At 72.0% G+C, this 20,181-nt stretch carries 23 protein-coding genes; 9 read left to right on the top strand and 14 right to left on the bottom strand.

The genetic code is table 11. The features are described 5' to 3' along the window. The first annotated feature begins 7 nt into the window (after positions 1-7). From ACFYON_RS03305 to ACFYON_RS03295, 3 genes are all read left to right on the top strand, one after another. Positions 8-1,201 carry an endonuclease gene (locus ACFYON_RS03305; RefSeq protein WP_354873366.1) on the top strand — a complete coding sequence of 398 codons (1,194 nt, stop codon included), beginning with the start codon at positions 8-10 and terminating at the stop codon, positions 1,199-1,201. A 48-nt stretch (positions 1,202-1,249) separates the two neighbouring features. Then, entirely contained in the window at positions 1,250-2,104 is an 855-nt protein-coding gene (locus ACFYON_RS03300; protein WP_354873543.1) for an aldo/keto reductase, read from the top strand. A 111-nt stretch (positions 2,105-2,215) separates the two neighbouring features. Next, positions 2,216-3,199, top strand: a complete 984-nt coding sequence (locus tag ACFYON_RS03295) for an aldo/keto reductase (RefSeq protein ID WP_120571446.1) — start codon at positions 2,216-2,218, stop codon at positions 3,197-3,199. Between the two features lie 79 nt (positions 3,200-3,278). On the opposite strand, the gene ACFYON_RS03290 is transcribed toward ACFYON_RS03295, so the two are convergent. Next, entirely contained in the window at positions 3,279-4,823 is a 1,545-nt protein-coding gene (locus tag ACFYON_RS03290; RefSeq protein WP_355047147.1) for a carboxypeptidase-like regulatory domain-containing protein, read from the bottom strand. A gap of 352 nt (positions 4,824-5,175) precedes the next feature. On the opposite strand from ACFYON_RS03290, the gene ACFYON_RS03285 reads away from it, so the two are divergent. Together ACFYON_RS03285 and ACFYON_RS03280 are read left to right on the top strand one after the other, a co-directional pair. Beyond that, entirely contained in the window at positions 5,176-6,189 is a 1,014-nt protein-coding gene (locus ACFYON_RS03285; protein ID WP_354873362.1) for an ATP-binding cassette domain-containing protein, read from the top strand. Further along, positions 6,186-7,040, top strand: a complete 855-nt coding sequence (locus ACFYON_RS03280; protein ID WP_354873360.1) for an ABC transporter permease — start codon at positions 6,186-6,188, stop codon at positions 7,038-7,040. Before ACFYON_RS03285 ends, ACFYON_RS03280 begins: the two co-directional genes overlap by 4 nt. 46 nt (positions 7,041-7,086) lie before the next feature. Here the strand turns inward: ACFYON_RS03280 and ACFYON_RS03275 are convergent, their stop codons facing one another. The 4 genes from ACFYON_RS03275 to ACFYON_RS03260 form a co-directional block, all read right to left on the bottom strand. Further along, positions 7,087-7,494, bottom strand: a complete 408-nt coding sequence (locus ACFYON_RS03275) for a hypothetical protein (protein ID WP_354873358.1) — start codon at positions 7,492-7,494, stop codon at positions 7,087-7,089. Continuing rightward, positions 7,491-7,751, bottom strand: coding sequence for a hypothetical protein (locus tag ACFYON_RS03270; RefSeq protein WP_354873356.1), 261 nt, complete (start codon positions 7,749-7,751; stop codon positions 7,491-7,493). Before ACFYON_RS03270 ends, ACFYON_RS03275 begins: the two co-directional genes overlap by 4 nt. Before the next feature lie 13 nt (positions 7,752-7,764). Further along, positions 7,765-8,475 carry a hypothetical protein gene (locus ACFYON_RS03265; protein WP_354873354.1) on the bottom strand — a complete coding sequence of 237 codons (711 nt, stop codon included), beginning with the start codon at positions 8,473-8,475 and terminating at the stop codon, positions 7,765-7,767. Positions 8,476-8,609: 134 nt separating this feature from the next. Beyond that, positions 8,610-9,458: a helix-turn-helix transcriptional regulator gene (locus ACFYON_RS03260; protein ID WP_354873352.1), complete on the bottom strand. Its 849-nt coding sequence runs from the start codon at positions 9,456-9,458 to the stop codon at positions 8,610-8,612. A 99-nt stretch (positions 9,459-9,557) separates the two neighbouring features. On the opposite strand from ACFYON_RS03260, the gene ACFYON_RS03255 reads away from it, so the two are divergent. Together ACFYON_RS03255 and ACFYON_RS03250 are read left to right on the top strand one after the other, a co-directional pair. After that, on the top strand, positions 9,558-10,328 hold the full coding sequence (locus ACFYON_RS03255) for an SDR family NAD(P)-dependent oxidoreductase (RefSeq protein ID WP_354873350.1): 771 nt from the start codon (positions 9,558-9,560) through the stop codon (positions 10,326-10,328). Positions 10,329-10,394: 66 nt separating this feature from the next. Next, a complete protein-coding gene (locus tag ACFYON_RS03250) occupies positions 10,395-10,961 on the top strand; it encodes a snapalysin family zinc-dependent metalloprotease (RefSeq protein ID WP_354873348.1) in 567 nt (188 codons plus the stop codon). Between the two features lie 27 nt (positions 10,962-10,988). On the opposite strand, the gene ACFYON_RS03245 is transcribed toward ACFYON_RS03250, so the two are convergent. The 5 genes from ACFYON_RS03245 to ACFYON_RS03225 form a co-directional block, all read right to left on the bottom strand. Then, on the bottom strand, positions 10,989-11,975 hold the full coding sequence (locus ACFYON_RS03245) for a hypothetical protein (protein WP_354873346.1): 987 nt from the start codon (positions 11,973-11,975) through the stop codon (positions 10,989-10,991). Then, the gene (locus tag ACFYON_RS03240; RefSeq protein ID WP_354873344.1) at positions 11,972-13,321 is read right to left on the bottom strand and encodes a hypothetical protein; all 1,350 of its coding nucleotides are present in this window, start codon (positions 13,319-13,321) and stop codon (positions 11,972-11,974) included. The genes ACFYON_RS03245 and ACFYON_RS03240 overlap by 4 nt, the downstream gene beginning before the upstream one ends. Further along, on the bottom strand, positions 13,318-13,623 hold the full coding sequence (locus tag ACFYON_RS03235; RefSeq protein ID WP_354873342.1) for a DUF6403 family protein: 306 nt from the start codon (positions 13,621-13,623) through the stop codon (positions 13,318-13,320). The genes ACFYON_RS03240 and ACFYON_RS03235 overlap by 4 nt, the downstream gene beginning before the upstream one ends. A 60-nt stretch (positions 13,624-13,683) precedes the next feature. Then, the gene (locus ACFYON_RS03230; protein ID WP_354873340.1) at positions 13,684-13,917 is read right to left on the bottom strand and encodes a hypothetical protein; all 234 of its coding nucleotides are present in this window, start codon (positions 13,915-13,917) and stop codon (positions 13,684-13,686) included. 74 nt (positions 13,918-13,991) lie between these two features. Continuing rightward, positions 13,992-15,284: an AAA family ATPase gene (locus tag ACFYON_RS03225; RefSeq protein ID WP_354873338.1), complete on the bottom strand. Its 1,293-nt coding sequence runs from the start codon at positions 15,282-15,284 to the stop codon at positions 13,992-13,994. A 200-nt stretch (positions 15,285-15,484) separates the two neighbouring features. Here ACFYON_RS03225 and ACFYON_RS03220 point away from each other — a divergent pair, with 200 nt between their 5' ends. Both ACFYON_RS03220 and ACFYON_RS03215 read left to right on the top strand, forming a co-directional pair. Then, complete coding sequence (locus ACFYON_RS03220; RefSeq protein ID WP_354873336.1) at positions 15,485-17,509, top strand: DEAD/DEAH box helicase; 2,025 nt, start codon at positions 15,485-15,487, stop codon at positions 17,507-17,509. Between the two features lie 174 nt (positions 17,510-17,683). Beyond that, positions 17,684-18,358 (top strand): hypothetical protein, encoded by a 675-nt coding sequence (locus tag ACFYON_RS03215; RefSeq protein ID WP_354873334.1) that lies wholly within the window; start codon positions 17,684-17,686, stop codon positions 18,356-18,358. A 34-nt stretch (positions 18,359-18,392) separates the two neighbouring features. Here ACFYON_RS03215 and ACFYON_RS03210 read toward each other — a convergent pair whose 3' ends face one another. The 4 genes from ACFYON_RS03210 to ACFYON_RS03195 all read right to left on the bottom strand — a co-directional run bounded on the left by ACFYON_RS03210 (position 18,393) and on the right by ACFYON_RS03195 (position 20,076). Next, positions 18,393-19,220, bottom strand: coding sequence for an SAM-dependent methyltransferase (locus ACFYON_RS03210; protein ID WP_354873332.1), 828 nt, complete (start codon positions 19,218-19,220; stop codon positions 18,393-18,395). 139 nt (positions 19,221-19,359) lie between these two features. Then, positions 19,360-19,614, bottom strand: a complete 255-nt coding sequence (locus ACFYON_RS03205; RefSeq protein ID WP_354873330.1) for a hypothetical protein — start codon at positions 19,612-19,614, stop codon at positions 19,360-19,362. After that, positions 19,607-19,849 (bottom strand): DivIVA domain-containing protein, encoded by a 243-nt coding sequence (locus ACFYON_RS03200; protein ID WP_064446890.1) that lies wholly within the window; start codon positions 19,847-19,849, stop codon positions 19,607-19,609. The genes ACFYON_RS03205 and ACFYON_RS03200 overlap by 8 nt, the downstream gene beginning before the upstream one ends. Beyond that, positions 19,846-20,076, bottom strand: a complete 231-nt coding sequence (locus ACFYON_RS03195; RefSeq protein WP_354873328.1) for a hypothetical protein — start codon at positions 20,074-20,076, stop codon at positions 19,846-19,848. Before ACFYON_RS03195 ends, ACFYON_RS03200 begins: the two co-directional genes overlap by 4 nt. Positions 20,077-20,181: the final 105 nt, after the last annotated feature.

The following is a 20,181-nucleotide window of genomic DNA, read 5'->3' as shown; positions in this document are numbered from 1 at the left end:
GCTGATCATGAATATGAAGCGCGTCACCCGCTCACGACCCGGGCGGTTGATCGCGGCGGTCGTGCTCGCCGTCGCGGTCGCGATCCCGCTCGGCGTGACCGGCGCCGCGTCGGCCGCGACGACCCTGACCGTGGCGCAGGCGCTCGCCGTCCAGGACGGCCGGACCGCCACCGTCACCGGCTACGTCATCGGCCAGCCCACCGCCACCAACACGGTGCTCACCTCCGGCTTCACCGCGGACACCGCGATCGCGCTCGCCGACCAGGCCGGCGAGACCGGCACCGGCCGGATGCTGTACGTGCAGGTGACGGCCGCCTGGCGGAGCACCTTCGGGCTGCTCACCAACCCGTCGCTGCGCGGGCGGCAGGTGACCGCGACCGGCGCGCTCACCGCGTACTTCAGCCACGGCGGGCTGAAGAACCCGACCGCGATGAGCCTCGGCGGCGGCGCCACGCCGAGCCCGACCCCGAGCCCCACGGCGAGCCAGACGCCGACGCCGAGCCCGACCGGCACGACCGACGCCTACTACGCGGGCGCGGCCGGCCGGACCGGTCCGGCGTTGCGCACCGCGCTGCACGGCATCATCAAGGTGCAGACCAAGCTCAGCTACGACCAGGTGTGGGACGCGCTCAAGGACACCGATCAGGACCCGGCCAACCCGGCCAACGTGATCCTGCTCTACAGCGGACGGTCGCAGAGCAAGAGCACAAACGGCGGCGGCGTGAACGACTGGAACCGGGAGCACGTCTGGGCCAAGTCGCACGGCGACTTCGGCACCGCCACCGGCCCCGGCACCGACGTGCACCACCTGCGCCCGGAGGACGTGTCGGTCAACTCGTTGCGCGGCAACAAGGACTTCGACGCCGGCGGCGGCACGGTGGCCGAGGCGCCCGGCTGCTACACCGACGCCGACTCGTTCGAGCCGCGCGACGCGGTGAAGGGCGACGTGGCCCGCATGATCCTCTACATGGCGGTCCGGTACGAGGGCGACGACGGCTGGCCGGACCTGGAACCGAACGACTCGGTCTCGAACGGCTCCGCGCCCCGGCTCGGACGGCTGTCGAAGCTGCTGGCCTGGAACGACCAGGATCCGCCGGACGCCTTCGAGCAGCGCCGCAACCAGCGCATATACGAACGCTGGCAGGGCAACCGGAACCCGTTCGTCGATCACCCGGAGTGGGCGCGGGCGATCTGGGCCTGACACTCGTCCCCGATGTGAGGAAGCGTGGCGATCGGGTAGATGACTCTCATGGCCCCGAACAACATTCCGGACATCGCACTCAACGACGGAAACACCATCCCGCAGCTCGGCTTCGGCGTGTTCCAGATCGAGCCGAAGGACACCGCCCGGGCCGTCGGCACCGCGCTGGACGTCGGCTACCGGCACATCGACACCGCCCAGATGTACGGCAACGAGGCGGAGGTGGGCCAGGCGCTGCGCGCCTCCGGGCTGGACCGCGGCGAGGTCTTCGTCACCAGCAAGCTGAACAACGGCTTCCACCGCCCGGACGACGCCCGCAAGGCGATCGAGCAGTCGCTGCGGGAGCTGAAGTTCGACTACCTCGACCTGTTCCTGATCCACTGGCCGCTGCCCACCCGCTACGACGGCGACTTCGTCTCCACCTGGAAGGTGCTGGAGGAGCTGCGCGACGCGGGCACGGTCCGCTCGATCGGCGTGTCCAACTTCCAGGTCGCGCACCTGGAGCGGCTGGCCGCCGAGGCGGACGTGGTGCCGGCGGTCAACCAGATCGAGGCGCACCCCTACCTCGGCAACGAGGAGGTGCGGGCGTACGACAAGGCGCACGGCATCCTCACCGAGGCGTGGTCGCCGATCGCGCAGGGCAAGGTGCTCGACGATCCGACAGTCGTCGACGTGGCCGAGCAGGTCGGCCGGACCCCGGCCCAGGTGGTGCTGCGCTGGCACGTGCAGCGCGGCGACATCGTCTTCCCGAAGTCGACCACCCCGAAGCGGATCGAGGAGAACTTCGCGATCTTCGACTTCACGCTCGACGACGCCGCGATGGAGCGGCTCACCTCGCTGGACCGGGGCGAGGCCGGCCGGACGGGCCCGAACCCGGACGAGTTCGACTACATCCCGAACTGAGCAGTCACACACGGCGGAAGGGCCCCGGGAGACCGGGGCCCTTCCCCTTGTTGACTTCGCGCGCACTCGAAGGGGCAGGGTGACCGGCAACGCTCCGACAGGGAGGAAGACATGCGCTACCGCACCATCGGCACCGACCCGGCCACCCGCCGCGAGGTCAGCGTGCTCAGTCTCGGCGCGATGCTGTTCGGCACCGCCACCGACGAGGCCACCTCGTTCGCCATCCTCGACCGGTACGTCGAGGCGGGCGGCACCTTCATCGACACCTCGGACAACTACGCCTTCTGGCACAACGGGGGCCAGGGTGGCGAGAGCGAGGAGCTGCTCGGCCGCTGGCGGCGCAGCCGCGGCATCGGCGGCGAGGTGGTCATCGCCACGAAGCTGGGTGCCCGCCCGCTCGCGCCGGGCACCAGCTACGTCGACAACCCGGAAGGGCTGTCGGCCAAGGTGATCCGCGAGTCCGCCGAACGCAGCCGGGAGCGCCTCGGCGTCGAGCGGATCGACCTGCTCTACGCCCACATCGAGGACCGGACGATCCCGATGCGCGAGACCGTGGAGGGCTTCGCCGAGCTGGTCGCCGAGGGCACGGTCGGGCTGCTGGGCGCCAGCAACCACCGCGCCTGGCGGGTCGAGCGGGCCCGCGCGCTCGCCGCCGCGGCCGGCCTGCCCGGGTACGAGGTGCTCCAGTACCACCGCAGCTACCTCCCCCGGCGGCTGGACGTGCCGAGCGAGCTGGATCCGGACGGCGACGTCGGCTGGGTCGGCCCCGACCTGCTCAGCTACCTGCGTACGGAGCCGCAGCTCACGCTGGTCGCGTACTCGCCGCTGCTGAAGGGCGCGTACGTCCGGCCGGAGCGGCTCGGCGAGGAGTACGTGGTGCCCGCCACCCCGGCCCGGCTGGCGGCGCTTCGGGCGGTCGCCGCCGAGACCGGCGCCACGGTGAACCAGGTGGTGCTGGCCTGGCTGATGGGCGGGGACCAGCCGTCGATCCCGCTGGTCGGTTTCTCCTCGGTGGCGCAGTTGGAGGAGAGCCTGGCCGCCGTCGACCTGGAGCTGACCGCCGAGCAGCGGACCCGGCTGGACTCGGCGCGCTGACCGGCGCCGGGCCGGGTGGCCGCCACGCCACCCGGCCCCTGCCGATCAACCGGCTCGTGTCACTCAGCCGGCTCGCCGCTCAGCCGGCCGGGTACCGGTCGACCTCGACATCAAGCCGCAGCGTTCCGGTGCCCGGCAGTGTCACCTCGGTGGCGTCGGCCGGGCGGGCCGCGCCGTCGTACCAGCCGGTGTAGCTGACGTACGGCGGCGTCCACAGCCACGCCACGGTGACCGGCTGGGGGCCGAGCACGCGCAGCGCGTACTCGCCGTCGCGATCGATCGTGCGGCCGACGACCTCACGGGTACGCGCGTTGCGCACCGTCAGCTCGGCAACCACCGGGCGACCCTCCGGGTCGACGAGCCGGCCGGTGACCAGGACACCTCGCCGCGCGGCGACGTCGTAGACGGTGGTGGCGCCGGCCCGGACCGTGACCGGCACGGCCTTGCCCCGCAGGGCGAACCCGCCGGACCACTGGGTGGCGTTGTCGGCGGTGGTGAACAGCAGCGGCCAGGCGTACGGGCCGAGCCAGTCGATCCGGTAGCGGCCCTGCGCGTCCAGGTCCGTTCCCCACTCCGCGTAGACGCTTGACTCGGGCGCGAGCGTCACGGTGCCGGAGGTCGCCGGGCTGCCGGTGGCCGCACTGGTCACGGTGCCGGTGACGACACCGGCGCGGTCGAGCCGGATCGGGGGCACGGTGACCGTCTGCCCGGCGCGGAGGGTGACCACCCGGGCCTGCTTCGCGTCACCGGTGCCGCCGGTCGCGCCGACCCACTGCGCGCCGTACGCCGATCCGCGGGCGGGGCGGGCGAACAGGTTCCAGGAGCCGGCCTCGACCAGGCCGACGCGGACGTTCCCGGAGGCGTCGGAGCAGTACCGTCCGGGGTTGCCCGGAAGCTCGCCGGCGCCGGCGGGCGCCGGCGTCACACAGGCCCCGGCGACGGGCGCGCCGGTCGCCGCGTCGACCACCCGGGACACCACGTGCGCGGCCGGGGTCAGGTCGACCACCGCGCTGCCGCTGCCGTCGGCCAGCACGGTCACGGTGGTGTCGCGGGGCAGGTGGGAATCGCCGTCGGTGTAGACCCGAACCTCCTGCGGACCGGGGACGAGCGGCGGCACCGTCACCTCACCGTCGCCGCACAGGTTGCGGCGGGTGTCGACGTACACGCAGACGCCGTCGATCAGGGCGCCGGTGACCGCGTCACGCGCCCGCAGGGTCAACGGACTGGGCGTGAGCAGGCGCTCGGAGACGTCCGTCGTGCCCCCCGCGGACACCCGGACCGTTCCGGCCCCCGCCCAGTCCGTCCGGCCCGGCACCCACTGCCGCAGCGAGTCGTCGGGCAGGTCGGGATCGACGTACGCCGGGCTGATGGCGATCTTGTAGTCGCCGGCCGGCACCTCCACGCGCAGCTGCCCGGACTCGTCCAACTGGAGCAGTTGGACGTCGTAGCTGCTGTCCGCGGCCACCACGTCGACACTGCCCTGGCTCGGGGAGCCGTCGGGCGCGATGACGGTCAGGTGGAGGACACCTGCCGGCTCCTCGGCCGCGCCGGCCGCGGCGGGTGAGACGGTGACGGCCAGGGCCGCCACGGTGAGTGCGCCGAGCACTCTTCGGACGATGGACACGGTGGACCCCTCTCGGTTTCAATGCACGAAGAGGCGTCCGCGTAGCCACAACCGGGACACGCCCCCCGTGCGTCGGATGTCGGCGCAGCATATGGCAGACGATCGATCGGGCACTGTCGGCGACCGGTCACCCGGCGGACCGCTGAGGGAACGGTCATAACCCACCTTCCTCCCGTACCGGCCACCGTCGGCCGGGGATCCACCCACCGCCAGAACGGATCTGGCGGGCCGTCTGGCGCCTTGGGGTGAGGCCGGTACAACCACAGCTTCCCGGCCTCGTTGAAACAGGCGATCGGTCTGGCGGTACGCCCATACGCCTGTCGAGGACACCGACGAGGAGAGGTAGCGATTCATGAGCAACCGGAACACCGGCCTGGCCGTCGAGGCCGAGGGCCTGGTCCGGTCCTTCGGTTCGACCCGGGCACTCGACGGGCTGGACCTGCGGGTTCCCGCCGGCACCGTCTACGGCGTGCTGGGTCCGAACGGCGCCGGCAAGACCACCGCCGTACGGGTGCTGGCGACGCTGTTGCGCCCGGACGGCGGCACGGCCCGGGTCTTCGGGCACGACGTGGTGCGCGAGGCCGACGCGGTCCGCTCCCGGATGAGCCTGACCGGCCAGTACGCCTCGCTGGACGAGGACCTGACCGGGGCGGAGAACCTGGTCCTGCTGGGCCGGCTGCTCGGACTGAGCCGGGCGTCGGCCCGGGAGCGGGCCGAACGGCTGCTCGCCGCGTTCGGGCTGACCGAGGCGGCGGGACGGCAGGTGAAGAAGTACTCCGGCGGGATGCGGCGGCGCATCGACATCGCCGCGAGCATCCTGAACACGCCGGACCTGCTGTTCCTCGACGAGCCGACCACCGGCCTGGACCCGCGCAGCCGCAACCAGGTGTGGGCGATCGTGCGGGCGGTGGTGGCGTACGGCACGACGGTGCTGCTCACCACGCAGTACCTGGACGAGGCGGACCAGCTCGCCGGCCGGATCGCTGTGGTCGACCACGGCCGGGTGATCGCGGAGGGCACCCCGGGCGAGTTGAAGTCGTCGGTCGGCGCGGGCAGCGTCCACATCCGGCTGCGCGATCCGGGGCGGCGGGCCGAGGCCGAGCAGGTGCTGCGGACGTCGCTCGGCGTACCGGTGCAGCTCGCCGCCGATCCGGTGGCGCTGACCGCGCGCGTCGGCGAGCACGGCACCGACCTGGAGGCCGGCGCGCAGGCGGCGCGGGCGCTCGGTGAGCTGGCCGCCGTCGGCATCGTGGTGGACGACTTCTCCCTCGGCCAGCCCAGCCTGGACGAGGTCTTCCTGGCCCTGACCGACCACCCGGCCGTCCCGGCAGGCGAGCGGGACGACGAACTGGAGGTGGCGCGATGAGCGACACCGCGATCACCACCGGGCGGGCGCCGTCCGTCTACGTGCCGTCCGCCGAGGCGCTGGCCACGGTGCTCGCCCCGGCCGAACGACCGGCCCGGCCCGGCCCGCTGTCGGCGTCGCTGACGTTCGGCTGGCGCGCGCTGCTGAAGATCAAGCACGTGCCGGAGCAGCTGTTCGACGTCACCGCGTTCCCGATCATCATGGTGCTGATGTTCACGTACCTGTTCGGTGGCGCGCTCGCCGACAGCCCGCGTGCGTACCTGCAGTTCTTCCTGCCCGGCATCATGGTCACAAGCGTCGTGATGATCACCATGTACACCGGGGTCGGGTTGAACAACGACATCGAGAAGGGCGTCTTCGACCGGATCCGTACGCTGCCGGTCTGGCGGCCGGCGGCGCTGGTCGGGATGATCTTCGGCGACGTGCTGCGTTACATCCTCGCCGCCGTGGTCATCCTCACGGTGGGCGTGGTTCTCGGCTTCCGTCCCGACGGCGGCCTGCTCGGGGTGCTCGCCGGGATCGGGCTGCTGGTGGTCTTCTCGTTCGCGTTCTCCTGGGTGTGGACGTTCTTCGGCCTGGTGCTGCGCAGCGAGAAGTCGGTGATGGGGGTCAGCATGATGGTGCTGTTCCCGCTGACGTTCCTGAGCAACGTGTTCGTCGAACCGTCGACCATGCCCGGTTGGTTGCAGGCGTTCGTCAAGGCCAACCCGATCACCCAGTTGGTCACCTCGGTCCGCGCGGTGATGGCCGGTTCGATGGACGGCCCGAGCACCATGTGGATGGTGCTCTGGAGCGCGCTCTTCCTGGTCGTATTCGGCACGCTCACGATGTACCGCTACAACCGCCACTGACGCGACACCGGTGGCGGGGCCCAGGCGGGCCCCGCCACCTCGGCGGTCAGACCCGCGCGTCGGTCACCACGTGCGAGCACGCCGGGCAGGCCGCCGGTCCCTGTTCGGCGAACCAGCGGCAGGTACGCCGGATCGCGCACTTCGGCAGCGCCTCCTCGGCGGGCGGGGCGACCTCGGCGTACGAGGCGGCCAGCCGTGCGCCCAGCCCGCACTGCGAGCCGGTCCAGAAGCCACAGGACGAGGTGACGCACGGTCCGGCCAGCCGGGCCCTCGACTCGATCGGCTTCTCGGAGTCGCCGAGCCCGGCGAGCGCCACCTCGGCCGGTACGGCCGGGGTCACGTAGGCCACCCGGCCCGCCGGAGTGATCATGCCGAGGAACACCGTGGCGTTCGACGCCGGTGTGCTCGGGCACATCCGCTCCGGCGTGCCGGCCGGCGGGGCGGTGTCGGTCACCGCTGGATCCAGAACCCGATGTCGTTGATCTTCTGACCGAGCTCGTCGGCGAACGGACCGTCGATCACCCAGAGGCCCTTCCATTCGCCGCGCAGCTTGAGGTTGCCGTGACCGAGGGTCAGCGGGTTGATCAGCTTGGCGTCGGCGGTACGCAGGGCGGCCAGGCCGGCCTTCTGGATCTCCGCGGCGATCACGTTGTGCTGCTCGGGGGTCAGGTCGACGCCGTCGACCACGAAACGGAACTCGTTGCGGGCCATGTGCTTCCTCCGGTCACTCGTACGATTCGGTGCCCAGCCCGCGACGCAGGCTGGTGCGGGTGAAGGCCGCCCAGCCGACGTGCGAGGCGGCGGGCGTGCGCTGTCCGGTGCGGGCGAGCACCCGGGCGGCGTGCTCCGCCCAGCGGTCGGCGGTCGCCGCCGCGTCGCCCCAGAGTTCGCGGCAGGCGGCGACCGCGAAGGCGACCTGTTCCGGCGATCCGGTGAACCCGGCGGGCCCGTCGGCGACCCGGATCGTGCCGTCCGGGCGGACCCGCACGCTCGGGAAGTGGTGGTGCAGGCTGGCCAGCGTGGCCAGGTGGGTGGCGTCTCGCCGGCCGGCGGCGAAGCCGGCGCGCAGCTCGTCGTCGCGGCGGTGCCGGATCGCGTGCAGGACCAGCGCGTCGCCGGCCGTCTCGATCCGGGCGACCACCTGCACCGGCACGCTCCACGGCGACGGTGAGTTCGCCGACCAGAACGCGAGCCAGGCGGCGAGCCGGGCGTGGAAGTCGGCCTGGACGGCGACCGCGGGCGCGGATCCGTCGGGCGCGCGCAGCGCGGCGGTGGCGATGCGGTCCCGGGAGACGAGCGGCGCCGCGGCGCGGCCCGGGGCGGCCACGGCGGCGGTGGTGGAGGCGACGGTCAGGCCGGTCAGTGTGACCGCCGAGGCCGCCGCGGCGCCGGCGAGCAGTCGCCGACGGTCGAGTGGTTGTCCGTTGTCGTTCATCGTCGGCCCTTCGTCGACGGCAGTGGCCCCGACGCTATCGACCGGAAGGGATCAGTTAAACACCCTGCGTGACGGGAGGTTGACAGGAATCCCACGGATTCCCGGCGGCGTGAAGGACGGTTTCTGTGCCGCGTTCACGTGGCGGTGGACGGGAACCGTTGGTGTCCGAGTACGGCGAGCAGCCGCAGCTTCTCCTCGTCCTCGCTGCGCGGCGCGGCGGTGAGCACCAGCAGCGCCTGCGACTGGTCCTCGGTGAACAGCACCTGGCAGTCCAGCTCGATCGGCCCGAGTTCCGGGTGGATCAGTGTCTTGTGGTCGGCGAAGCGTTGCGCCACCTCGTGCCGCTCCCACAGCTCGGCGAACTCCCGGCTGGCCGCACAGAGCGCCCGCACCAGCTCGCCCGCGCGGGACCGGGGGCCCATCGACCCGTACGCGGCGCGCAGGTTGGCGACCTGGGCCCGGCTCTGCCGGTCGCGGTCCGCCACCGGGTATTTCTCCCGCTCGGCGAGGTCGGTGAACCAGCGGTACACCTCGCTGCGGGCGAGCCCGGTGTGGCCGGAGCGGTCCCCGAGCAGCGCGGCCGCCAACCGGTTCTGCGCCAGCGTCTCGCCGAGGTCGGACAGGATGAGCGCCGGGGTGTCGGACAGCCGGTCCAGCACCCGCAGCAGCGCCGGCGCGACGTGGCCGGTGGTGGCGACGGTCTCGGGCGGGCTGTGCCCGGCGACCCGGAACAGGTAGGCGCGTTCGTGCGCGGTGAGCCGCAGCGCCCGGGCCAGCTCGCCGAGCATGTACGGGCTCGGCTGTGGCCCGCGCCGCTGCTCCAGCCGGGTGTAGTAGTCGGTGGACATGGCAGCGAGCGACGCGACCTCCTCCCGTCGCAGGCCAGGGGCCCGGCGTCGGGCGCCGTCGGGCAGCCCGACGTCGCCTGGGCGCAGCGTCTCCCGGCGACGGCGCAGGAATTCGGCCAGGGCTGTGCGGTCCATGATCCGAGTATCCGCCGTACGCCGCCGGGAACCAGGGATCCGCGATCCCCCGATCCGGGATCTCTTCACCCGCCCCGCCGCGCACCGCAGGCTTGCGGCATGGACATCTCCGGAAACACCATCTTCATTCCTGGCGCCACCAGCGGAATCGGTCTGGCCCTGGCGCTCGCCCTGCGGGACCGGGGCAACACGGTGATCGTCGGCGGCCGGCGTACCGGGTTGCTCGACGAGATCGCCGCCGCCCACCCCGGCCTGGACACCGTCACGATCGACACCGCCGACCCGGCGAGCATCGCCGCCGCCGCGGACCGTGTGCTGGCCAGGCACCCGGACCTCAACGTCCTGGTGACGATGGCCGGCGTGATGCGGATCGAGGACTGGCGCTCGCCGGACACGTTCCTCGCCGCGGCCGAGGAGGTGGTGACCACGAACGTGCTCGGACCCATCCGGCTGATCGCCGCCTTCGTCGAGCACCTGCGGCAGCGCGGCGACGCCACGATCCTCACCGTCTCGTCCGGTCTGGCGTTCGTGCCGCTGCGGGTCACGCCGACCTACAACGCCTCCAAGGCGGCGGTGCACATGCTCAGCGAGTCGATCCGGCTGAACCTGGCCGGCACCGGCGTACGGGTGCTGGAGCTGGTGCCACCCGCGGTGCGCACCGAACTCCTGCCCGGTCACGACACCAACGAGACGGCAATGCCGCTGGACGAGTTCGTGTCCGAGGTGACGGCGCTGCTGGAGGCGCAGCCGGACGCGACGGAGATCCAGGTCGAGCGGGTGAAGCTCCTCCGCCACGCCGAGGCGCGTGGGGACTACGACAAGGTCGTCGCCGCGATCAACGCGGCCGATCCGCACGCGTCCACCCCTTGATATTGATAGATGGCTATCTATAGGCTGGCGGCGTTCCGCTCACCCCCATCCCAAGGAGTGTGAACCATGCGTCAGCCCAAGCTGTCCCGGATCCTCGCCACCCTCGCGGCCGCGGCACTGGCATCGCTCGGCGCGGTAGCCGTCAACCCGGCTCCGGCCTCCGCCGCCGTCCGCAACGTCTGCTACAACATCAGCCAGGCCGGCCCGTTCGCCAACACGGCGGTGCAGGCGGCGGCGATCTGGAACAACTACACGAACAACATCAACATGGCGCAGTGCGGGTCCAACCTGCGGATCACCTACACCTACGGCGGCGGCTCGTACGCCCAGCGCACCAGCCTCGGCAACGGCCGCGTGGTGATCGACTACAACCAGGCCCAGCAGTACTCGCCGCTGCGCATCATGACGCACGAGATCGGCCACATCCTCGGCCTGCCGGACAACTACAACGGCAACTGCGCCATCCTGATGTCCGGCGGCAGCGCCGGCACGAGCTGCACCAACCCGTACCCCAGCTCCGCCGAGGCCTCCCGGGTCGACTCGCTGTTCGGCTTCGCGGCCCGCAGCGCGACGCCCGCCCAGGTCTTCACCGGCAGCTGGCCGGCCGTCTCGACGGTGGGCGCCCAGCGCTGACGACGCAGTGACGACGGGGTCGGCGGGTCACCGCCGGCCCCGTCCGCCCGCCCGGCCCGCCCGCCGACCGGTCGCGGCATCGTCCGCGAGACCTGCCGCGCGGCGGCTCAGCTCCTCGACCCGCTCCCGGAGCCGGCGCGGGGCCCCGGCGTCCCCGTCCAACTCGGACACCTCGTCGAGCAGGCCGACGTAGTCGGCGGCCAGCCTCCGGTAGGCCGGGGCGACCGGCCCCGCGTGCCCGTCCAGGTCGATGATCTGCTGGGCGAGGACCGCTGTGGCGGCGCCGAGCGCCGCTCGCTCGTCGGCGCGCGCGTCCCGCCCGGCCCGCCGCGCGTCGGCTAGCCGCCCCGCCCGCCGGCCGCCGAACCAGAGCACCGCCGCACCGGCGACGACCCCGGCCATCGCGCCGCCGGCCAGCAGATACCGGGGCAGCGACGGGCTGATGGTACGAGCGCCGTCCGGCACCAGACCGGCCCGGACCAGCCGGTCGTAGTTGAGCACGATCACCTTCAGCGCCTCGACCGGCCGGTCCACGAACGCGTCCACGCCCCGGCCGATGGTGGTCTCGGTGACCACGGCCCGGCCGAGGTCGCGCGAGCCGTCACCGCCGAGGCGGGAACAGCCGTAGGTGTCCCAGTCCTCGCCGTCGCGGCTCATCGCCAGCACCAGCGTGCCCCCGGCGGCGCGTTTGGTGTCGGCGCACGCCTCGCGCAGGTCGGCGCCCGGTTCCATGATCAGCACCACCAGCCGCCGGTTGCCGATGACCCGTTCGGCGGCGGCCCGGTCCAGGTCCACACCGGGCGCCGCGTAGACCGACGAGCCGCGCACCTGCCGGGCGACCGGCCCGTCCAGGATGCCCCCGGTCCACAGCGCCCAGCCGGCCAGCGCCAGGCAGGCGAGCGTCGCCCGGCCGAACGCGGTGCCGAACAGGCGCCCGAGCAGCCGGCGCGGACCGGCCGCCGCCGCGCCACGAGGGGCCGCCGCCCGCCCGGGCCGGTTCGCGACGCGGCTCACGACAGCCTCGCCCGCAGGTAGACGTCCGGCCGGTAGCCGGGCATCCGCACGTCCCGGGCCACGTCGTCCAGCTCGGCCGCCGCGTCGGCGAGCAGTCCGCGTACGTGCCGGTCGGGCAACCCCTCGTCGAGCGCGTCCCGGGCCGACCGCAACCGGCCCACGCCCCGGACCAACGCCGGATCGCTGCGCGCGCCGGTGAGCAGCGACAACTCCACCGCCAGCGCGGAGAGCCCGGCCAGCCGGGCCGTCGTGCCGGCGGGACCCACATCGGCCGGACGGCGGCCGGACCCCCGTACGGTACGGATGGACAGCACCACGAAACCCGCGACGCAGGCGGCGAAGAGCCAGGGCAGCGCCGGCAGCGCCACCCGCAGCGGGTCGAACGGCCGGTACGGCAGCGGACGGTCGAACAGCCCCGCGTACCGCACGTCGGTGACCTGGGCCAGATAGGTGCCCAGCACGCTCTGCTGGGGGTAGGCGTAACGGCCGATCCGCGCGCCGAACTGGGCGTAGAAGCTCGCGGCGGCCACCTCGGCGAATTCCGCCGCGCCCGGACCGTGGTACTCGATCCAGTCGCCGTACATCACCACCAGCGGTTGGTCCGGGGCGAGCCGGTGCAGCGCCGGCCCGTACGCGGGCAGCGGCTCCCCGTACGGCTGGGCGGGCAGCACCACGAACCAGGCCCCGTCCGGGAACGCGGCGCTCGCCGCCTTCTCCGGCAGCCGGGGCAGCGTCGCGCCGGCGCCCACGTACCGGCCGGTGGCGCGCAGCGCGGTGACCACCGGGGCCAGCTCCGGGCCGGCCGGTTCGCGCCAGCGCAGGTCGTCGCGGTCCGGCGGGAGGGGCTGGTCGTGCAGCGTGGCCAGCAGCGTGAGCAGCGCGCCGGTCACGTCGCGGGTGGCGAACCGGGCCCGCCAGCCGGGCAGGTCGTCCGGCGAGGCCACGTAGAGGCCGCCGCTGACCTCGGTGCCGACGATCCGGATCTCGGCGTTCTCCACGTCCTTGACCCGCCGGCGTTCGGCCTCGTCCAGACCGGGCGGGGCGACCAGGATGCGGGTTCCCCGGTCACCGACGGCGGCCCGGACCCGCTGCTCGTCCCAACGCGCGACAGCGCCCGGCAGCCGGACCACCGGGTCGGCGGCGACGAGAGCCGTCATCTCCTCGACCGAGGGCACGCTCGCGTCGCTCAGTTCCCCGGCCGAGCCCTCGGGCAGCGCGGCGGTCGACGGGGAACGCCCGTAGCTGACCTCCACGCTCTGCCGCTGCGCCACCAGGAACACCACGAGCACCGCCGCCGCGGCGGCCAGCAGCGACCAGCGCAGCAGCTCCCGTCGTACCCTCGTCACCGGCCGGCCCGCCACAGCTCGTCGGCGCGGCGGGCGTGCTCGGCCGCCGCGCGGGCCGCGTCGGCGCCGCCGCGTCCGGCGGCGAGCAGCTCAGCGCGGGCCAGCAGCCGCTCGGCCGCCGGCACGGCCGCCGGGGCGGCGTCCCGGCTGACCGTGGCGTCGTGGATCGCCGCCCGCGCCGACGACCAGGCAACCCGCCGGCCCTCGGCCCGGGCGCGGCGCCGGGGCAGCAACGCGGCGAGGAAACCGGCGACCACCGCCACCAGGCCCCCGCCCAGCCAGGGCAGCACGCTCGCGGTCATGATCCATGTCTAACGCACCGCCGCCAGCGCCGCGAACCGGGCGGGGTGCCGGCCCGCCGCCTACGACGACGAATAGCCCTCGTTGAAGCCCTGCATGAACCCTTCCGCGAACCCGGAGATGACACACCCGGCACAGCACAGGATCACCAGCAGCGCCGGCACCGCCACCCACAGGACGATCGCCCACCTGCTCATCCCCTCGCTCGGCTGCTCCACGTACGCCGGCGGATAGTACGGCTGCTGCTGATACGGCTGCTGGTACGGATCCTGATGGTAGGGATCGTGAGGATGCATCCGGCCATCGTGCCCACCGGCCGGGACCGCCGGAAGATCCGAACGGTCCGCCGATCCTGCCGCGACGGCCCCCGTCACGCCCGGTGCGCATCGAGGTGGGTCAGCACCGTCTGGTTGGCCTCCCAGCCGTCCGGGAACTTCACCGGCACGTCCAGGTGCACCCGCTCGGTCGACGGGTACGCGTCGAGCAGCTCACCGATCCCGGCCCGCGCCACCACCACACAGGCGTGCCGGTGCCGCGACGCGAGCACGCACAGCCGCCCCGACTCCAGGTGGAAGGCGGTCGCGTCACGCCGGCCGGAGAGCGGGTGCAGCACGATCGTCACGTCGTACTCCCGGCCCTGGAGCCGGTTGGCGGTGTCCACGGTGATGCCCGCCCCGGCCGCGCCCAGCCGGGACCGGATGGCCGCGACCTGGTCGCGGTGCGCGGCCCCGACGGCGATCCGGTCCGCGGTGACCGGCGCGCCGCCGGGCGCGGCCTCGCTGACCGCGACCGCGCCGCGCCGCAGCACCCGCAACGCCAGCTCCGCGCAGGCCGCAGCGGCTTCCCCGTCGGTACGCACGGTGTGCCGCGCCGGCAGCTCGTGCAACGCCCAGCCGGTGGCGGCGGCCACCTCCACCGAGGCGTCGTAGGCGTCACCCGCGCCGGGCTCGGTGAACGCCAGCGCCCGGTCTGCCGGCCCGGTCCCGGCACGGAACCCGGTGAACGGATAGAACGCGGCGGACACCACAGGGGCGGCCGAGTCGGGCAGCCGCCACGACACCGGGAGCCGGTGCACCGGAAGATCCGGGTTGTGCCGCAGCAACGTGGCCACCGCCGACTGCATCGGATCCCAGGTCAGACCGGTCCAGCGGAACGTCTCCACGGTGCTGAACGGATCGAGCTGCCCCGGGTCGCCGACGAACAGGGCCCGCTCGAACCGTCCCGCCACGCGCAGCAGCGCGTCCGCGCGCATCTGGTACGCCTCGTCCACGATCGCCCACGGCCAGCTGCCCTCGGTGACGGTGGCCCACTTGGCCGCCGTACCGATGGTCACCGCCGGGCCGCCCAGGTCGGGGACCTTCGCCGCGACCCGGACCGCAGGGTGGGCGGTGACCCGCTCGGTGGGCCGGTAGTCGGTCGCCGAGAGCCGCCCGACGCGCAGCTCCGGAGCCTTACGGCCGAGCCGGTCGATGAGGTCGTCCACCTGCTCGTTGGTCTGCGCCACGACCATCAGCGGGTCGCCGGTGGCGGCCGTCTCGATCGCGGCGCGGACCACGAGGGTGGACTTCCCGGCGCCGGGTGGCGAGTCCACGACGACGCCGCGGTGCGTGCCGTCGCGCAGATCCCGCAGCACACGCTGGATCACCTGCTCGGCTTCGTGCACGGCGGGCCCTTCCTGGGTTCGAAGAAGGCGGGGCCCTTTCTTAGCACGCGCCGGGTAAGGCTGCGGACATGAGGGACCTCAACGAACAGCGAAACGGCACGGAAGCCGAGAGCGGCAGCGCCAGGAAGGATCGCTACCGGTCCTGGCCTTCGTTGTAGCGTCAGCGGCACCCGATCGGTTCGTCAACGCAGGGAGACCCGGTGATCAGGACTCGCGGCTTCGAACTCGCGGGCTGGCAGGCAGATGCCGTTGAAGCTTGGGTCGGTGACGTCGGCGGCAGTTGCCGAGGAACGCTCGAGATCGTCACGGGTGGCGGCAAGACCCTGATCGCGCTCGCCTGCGCCGCGCGCGCAGCCGAACGCGATCCTCACCTGCGGCTGGTTGTGGTCGTCCCCACCGAGGCATTGGCCCGGCAGTGGCGGACCATGCTTGAGCGGTTCACGAATCTCGAGCAATCCGAGATCGGTCTGCTCGGTGCCGGGCACTCCGCTGAGCTCTCCCGCTGCAGGGCGCTGGTGGCAGTACTGAACACCGCTGCCAAGCAACTGCCGGTCGCGGCCCATACCGCGCAACCACTGATGCTGGTCATCGATGAGTGCCACCGCGCGGGAGCGCCGACCTTCTCCCGGGTACTGCAGACCGAGGCCGCATATCGGCTCGGGCTTTCCGCCACTCCCGACCGCGAGGAACTGGACGAGGCAGGTCAACCACTGCGCTACGACGAACAACTCGTCGGTCAGCGCCTCGGACCCGTCGTATACCGCTACACCCTGCGTAACGCACGCGTCGACGGGTGGCTGCCGGACTACGGAATTCATCACCACGGCATCCAGCTCACCGATGAGGAACGGCGCGAGTACGAAAAAGTCAGCCGCCAGGTGGACGACCTCGCAGACGAACTACGCTCGCTCGGCTTCGAGCCCGCACGGGCACAGCAGTTGCAGCGACGCGGTGGTGAGGTTGCATCGGTTGCCCGCAACTACGTGGCTGTGACGTCCCGCCGGAAGGACCTGCTGTACCGCGCCGCTGAGCGTAGCCGGGTAGCGCACCGGATCATCGAGGACGCCCTCGGAGCAAGTACGACGACCCGGCGGGTACTGCTGTTTCACGAGCGAGTCGACGACGCGAAGCAACTGTATGAGCGCCTGCAGCGAGAGCTGGGGAATTCGACTATCGCATTGGAGCACTCCCGATTGGGAACACGGACTCGGACGGCAGCGCTGGACGCCTTCCGGGACGGTCGCGCCCAGATCCTGGTGTCCGTGAAGTCACTGGTAGAAGGCATCGACGTACCGGAGGCAGACCTCGGAGTCTCGGTGGCGGCCACCTCCAGCGTTCGCCAGCGGATCCAGGCACTCGGGAGAGTGTTGCGGCGCCGCTTCGACAGCCCTGCCGAGTCCAAGCACGCCGAAATGCACATCATCTATGTGGCGGGCACGGTGGACGAGCAGATCTACGCCAAGGAGGACTGGGCCGACCTCACCGGCGAAGGCTCGAATCACTACTGGCGCTGGCCGCGCGAGCCCAGCCAGGCAAAGGAGCGAATGCCCGGACCGCCGGCTACCCCTCGCCCGACCGAACAGCAGGAATGGGAGCGGCTGGGCCGGCGTGCACCGGACACGCCGGTCGAGTGGCAGGGCATGTTCAGCGGCCAGGAGTACTCAGTCGACACCCTCGGTACCGTCACGAACCTCTCGGGTGCGCTGATCCGTAATCCCCAGCACGTCGCATCGCTGGTCGAACTGGTCCGAGGGCGCCCCGGTGGGCGCTTCCGAATCACCCCCACCCACCGCCTTGTTCTCGTCTGGGGGGACGGGCCGGCCGGAGCCCTCCCCTACGTCGCTGGGCAGCTCACCGACGACTTCGAGGCCGAACCTCGGCATGCGCCCCCGGCGGCGGCTGCCGCGGACCCGAGCAAGCTGGCCCCGGGGACGACGCTTCACGGGCCCCTGGACAAGGGCGGCGGTGTTTTCCGCCTTCGTCAGAAGAGAGGCGGCGTTATCGAACGACGCCTGCCGGGCGGAGTGACGGAGTTCGCACGCACCGACGACGCGGCACCCGCCGAACTCGTGGAGAACGCGCAGCGAGCGCTCGACGGGTGGCGTCAGCTATTTGACAGAGGAATTAGCTTCTTCGTCAGTAGCGAGGGTCATGCGTGGTACCTCGCCGGCGGCAGCCGGCACTTCCTGGCTTACGTACCGGGTGGGTTTTCATGGCCGTCTTGATGACGTCCGATCCACCCTACGGTCACACGTGTCAGAAAGACCGCCAATAGCGAGAGGATTTCAGATCCGATGTGGACGGCTGCTGCTCGTGGGCCATAGGCTCGCCCAGCGCTCGGCGCCACGGGTCGATCCGTGGATGCCGCGCTGATCTGACCCGCTATCTCAGGAGCGAAGGTGTTCCAGCTTTACCCCGTCCTGTCGCCGCCGAACAGCAACAAGGACGCCAAGTATTCGATCGTTCGCGGAAACGACGGCGACTGGGAGGTTCGGCTGATCTACCGTGACAGCAACGGTGAGCATCTGCGGACCAACAAACGGCACAAGAAGCTCATCGCCAAGGTCAACGAGATCAAGGAACAGCAGAGTCAAAGACTCGGTGGCATCTTTTACCTCAACGAGTTCCGCCACGTCCTTGTGCCCCAGACGGGTGGGGGCTACATCTACGCCGGAACGCATCGGAAGTTGCTCGACTTCGACTTCGACGGCCGCACGCTGAGCCCCGTCGCACCGTCGGGCCTGGCTCCGGGAGACCAATGGCCGGGGCCGCACGTCGGGATCCGGCACGTACTCGCCTCCGGCGGAGACGACATCTATCGCGTCGTCGGAACCAGCAGGCACGGCTCCCGCCAGGAGCTTCTCTCAGCCGCGGTGGGGGCGAAGGCGGCCCGGAGACTCGCTCACCGGTTGAGGAAAGTCAAGGGAATCCAGGGCGGCAGGTTCTACATCAACGAGGCCAGGGAGTTCTTCACGCCGGTTGGCGAGAACGCTCGAGGTGTCTCCTACGTCTATCTCGGTGCACTCGGCGATGAGCCGTGGTTCGCCGCCCCGCTGATGGGTGATCGTCGGTAGCACGAACGCCCATCAGCGACGCGACTCCGCGAGCCTACGGCTTGCGGGCGAGCAACCCGACGAACGTGTGATAGGTGTCGGTCTGCTGCGGGGCGGGCGCGTCCGGGTCCGGACGCCACTCCGCCAACGGCACCAGACCCGGCTCCAGCGGCGTCAGCCCGTCGGCGAAGGCGAGGATCTCCTCGTCGGTACGCCAGCGGCCGGTACCGAGCGACTCGTTGAACACCCGCTCGACCTCGCGGGCCTTGCGGGAGCCCTCCGGATCCCGCTCACCCGGGTCGCGGAAGTGCGAGATCGCGACGTAACTGCCGGACGGCAGCGCGTCGATCAGCGCCGCCGCCACCGATCGCGGATCCTCGTCGTCGCCGATGTGGTGCAGGATCGCGAACAGCAGCAGCCCGATCGGGCGGTCGAAGTCGAGGAACCGGCGGACGTCCGGATCGTTGAGAATCTCCTCCGGCTCCCGGATGTCGGCCTGGATCACCGTCGCGGTGCCCTCCGCGGCGAGCAGCGCCCGCCCGTGCGCCAGGACGATCGGGTCGTTGTCCACGTACACGACCCGGGCGGCCGGGTTGTGCTCGATGGCGACCTCGTGCACGTTGCCCTGGGTGGGCAGGCCCGACCCGATGTCGAGGAACTGGTCGATGCCCTCCTCGGTCACGAGGTAGCGGATCACCCGGCGCAGGAAGGCCCGGTTCGCCTGACCGGCGGCCGGCCCGTCCGGCGTGATCCGCAGGGCGTGCTCGGCGACCTTCCGGTCGACCTCGAAGTTGTCCTTGCCGCCCAGGAAGTAGTCGTAGACCCGGGCCACGCTGGGAATGGTGACGTCGATTCCGGGCGGTGCGGCCTTGTCGCGGGTCACAGGCGTCTCCAGGCTCCGTGGGCGGTTCCGGGTGTTTTCGGGGAGTGTAGCGACCGTACAGGGTGGATGGTCGCCCCGTTTGGGACCGCTCCCAGCGGACCAGCCGCCACCAGGACGTTCATCGATCGACACGCCGAGGTCACCGCAGCTCTGTCGCCCCGCATGTCCCGCCGTGACCATCCCGGTATCCGCAGCGCCCGCCGCCGGGCAACCGCATGTCGCACCAGACCCGGTAACGCACGTGCTGCGCGTCCTCCTCGCTGAGCGTCGTCTCGCCGAAGTCAACGGCATCGAGGTGCCCGAGCGACCGGGCGAGCGCGGCGGCCAGCTCGGCGGCGACGTCCCGGCATGTCAGCGTGGTCGGCAGGTGGATGATCCAGCGCGGCTCAGTCATCGTGGCCGCGTCGACGGCAGCCGTTGTGGCGGGACTGCCACTGCCGCAGCGCCTGACGGACCCGCTCCGACTCGGTGCGCGCCGTGGTCAGCTCCCGATGCAGCCGGTCCATCTCGTCGGCGACCCGGCACAGGTAGTCGTGGACCTGCGCCGGGTCCAGCCCACGCCAGCGGGTGTCGAACACGGCGCTGCGCACCTGGTACGCCTGCACCCGCTCCCCGGTCACGTAGATCATGACGCCACCGTCGCGGCCGTCACGGCCTCGTCGGGCAGCCCGGCCGCGGCGAGCGTCGCCCTCCCCCACCGGGCCAACCGGCAGGGGTACGGGACGCGCTCGCTGCGGCACAGCGGCCCCTGCGGCCAGTGCTCGGGCACGTGTACGCGCACCGCCAGCGCGGCGACGAGCAGATCCTCGTCGGTGACGGGGATGAGGACGGGGAAGTCGGCGAGTGCGGTGGACATCGGCAGGCACCTCCGGATTCGGTCTCGTGGAGTGGCGCCGGGGCGGGCGGGGACGGCGGAAGCCGCGATCGGGGGACGCGGTGCCGCCGGAGCCCAGCACCCGCC

Origin of the sequence: Micromonospora sp. NPDC005686, assembly GCF_042871665.1 — a bacterium.
Lineage (GTDB): Bacteria > Actinomycetota > Actinomycetes > Mycobacteriales > Micromonosporaceae > Micromonospora.
This window is presented reverse-complemented; position numbering and strand designations above follow the sequence as displayed.

Coding starts and splice junctions, on each gene's coding strand:
- ACFYON_RS03285 (WP_354873362.1), top strand. CDS start 5,176: ATGAGCAACCGGAACACCGGCCTGGCCGTCGAGGCCGAGGGCCTGGTC.
- ACFYON_RS03255 (WP_354873350.1), top strand. CDS start 9,558: ATGGACATCTCCGGAAACACCATCTTCATTCCTGGCGCCACCAGCGGA.
- ACFYON_RS03195 (WP_354873328.1), bottom strand. CDS start 20,076: ATGTCCACCGCACTCGCCGACTTCCCCGTCCTCATCCCCGTCACCGAC.
- ACFYON_RS03200 (WP_064446890.1), bottom strand. CDS start 19,849: ATGATCTACGTGACCGGGGAGCGGGTGCAGGCGTACCAGGTGCGCAGC.
- ACFYON_RS03260 (WP_354873352.1), bottom strand. CDS start 9,458: ATGGACCGCACAGCCCTGGCCGAATTCCTGCGCCGTCGCCGGGAGACG.
- ACFYON_RS03235 (WP_354873342.1), bottom strand. CDS start 13,623: ATGACCGCGAGCGTGCTGCCCTGGCTGGGCGGGGGCCTGGTGGCGGTG.
- ACFYON_RS03205 (WP_354873330.1), bottom strand. CDS start 19,614: ATGACTGAGCCGCGCTGGATCATCCACCTGCCGACCACGCTGACATGC.
- ACFYON_RS03270 (WP_354873356.1), bottom strand. CDS start 7,751: ATGGCCCGCAACGAGTTCCGTTTCGTGGTCGACGGCGTCGACCTGACC.
- ACFYON_RS03250 (WP_354873348.1), top strand. CDS start 10,395: ATGCGTCAGCCCAAGCTGTCCCGGATCCTCGCCACCCTCGCGGCCGCG.
- ACFYON_RS03280 (WP_354873360.1), top strand. CDS start 6,186: ATGAGCGACACCGCGATCACCACCGGGCGGGCGCCGTCCGTCTACGTG.
- ACFYON_RS03265 (WP_354873354.1), bottom strand. CDS start 8,475: ATGAACGACAACGGACAACCACTCGACCGTCGGCGACTGCTCGCCGGC.
- ACFYON_RS03300 (WP_354873543.1), top strand. CDS start 1,250: ATGGCCCCGAACAACATTCCGGACATCGCACTCAACGACGGAAACACC.
- ACFYON_RS03305 (WP_354873366.1), top strand. CDS start 8: ATGAATATGAAGCGCGTCACCCGCTCACGACCCGGGCGGTTGATCGCG.
- ACFYON_RS03230 (WP_354873340.1), bottom strand. CDS start 13,917: ATGCATCCTCACGATCCCTACCATCAGGATCCGTACCAGCAGCCGTAT.
- ACFYON_RS03295 (WP_120571446.1), top strand. CDS start 2,216: ATGCGCTACCGCACCATCGGCACCGACCCGGCCACCCGCCGCGAGGTC.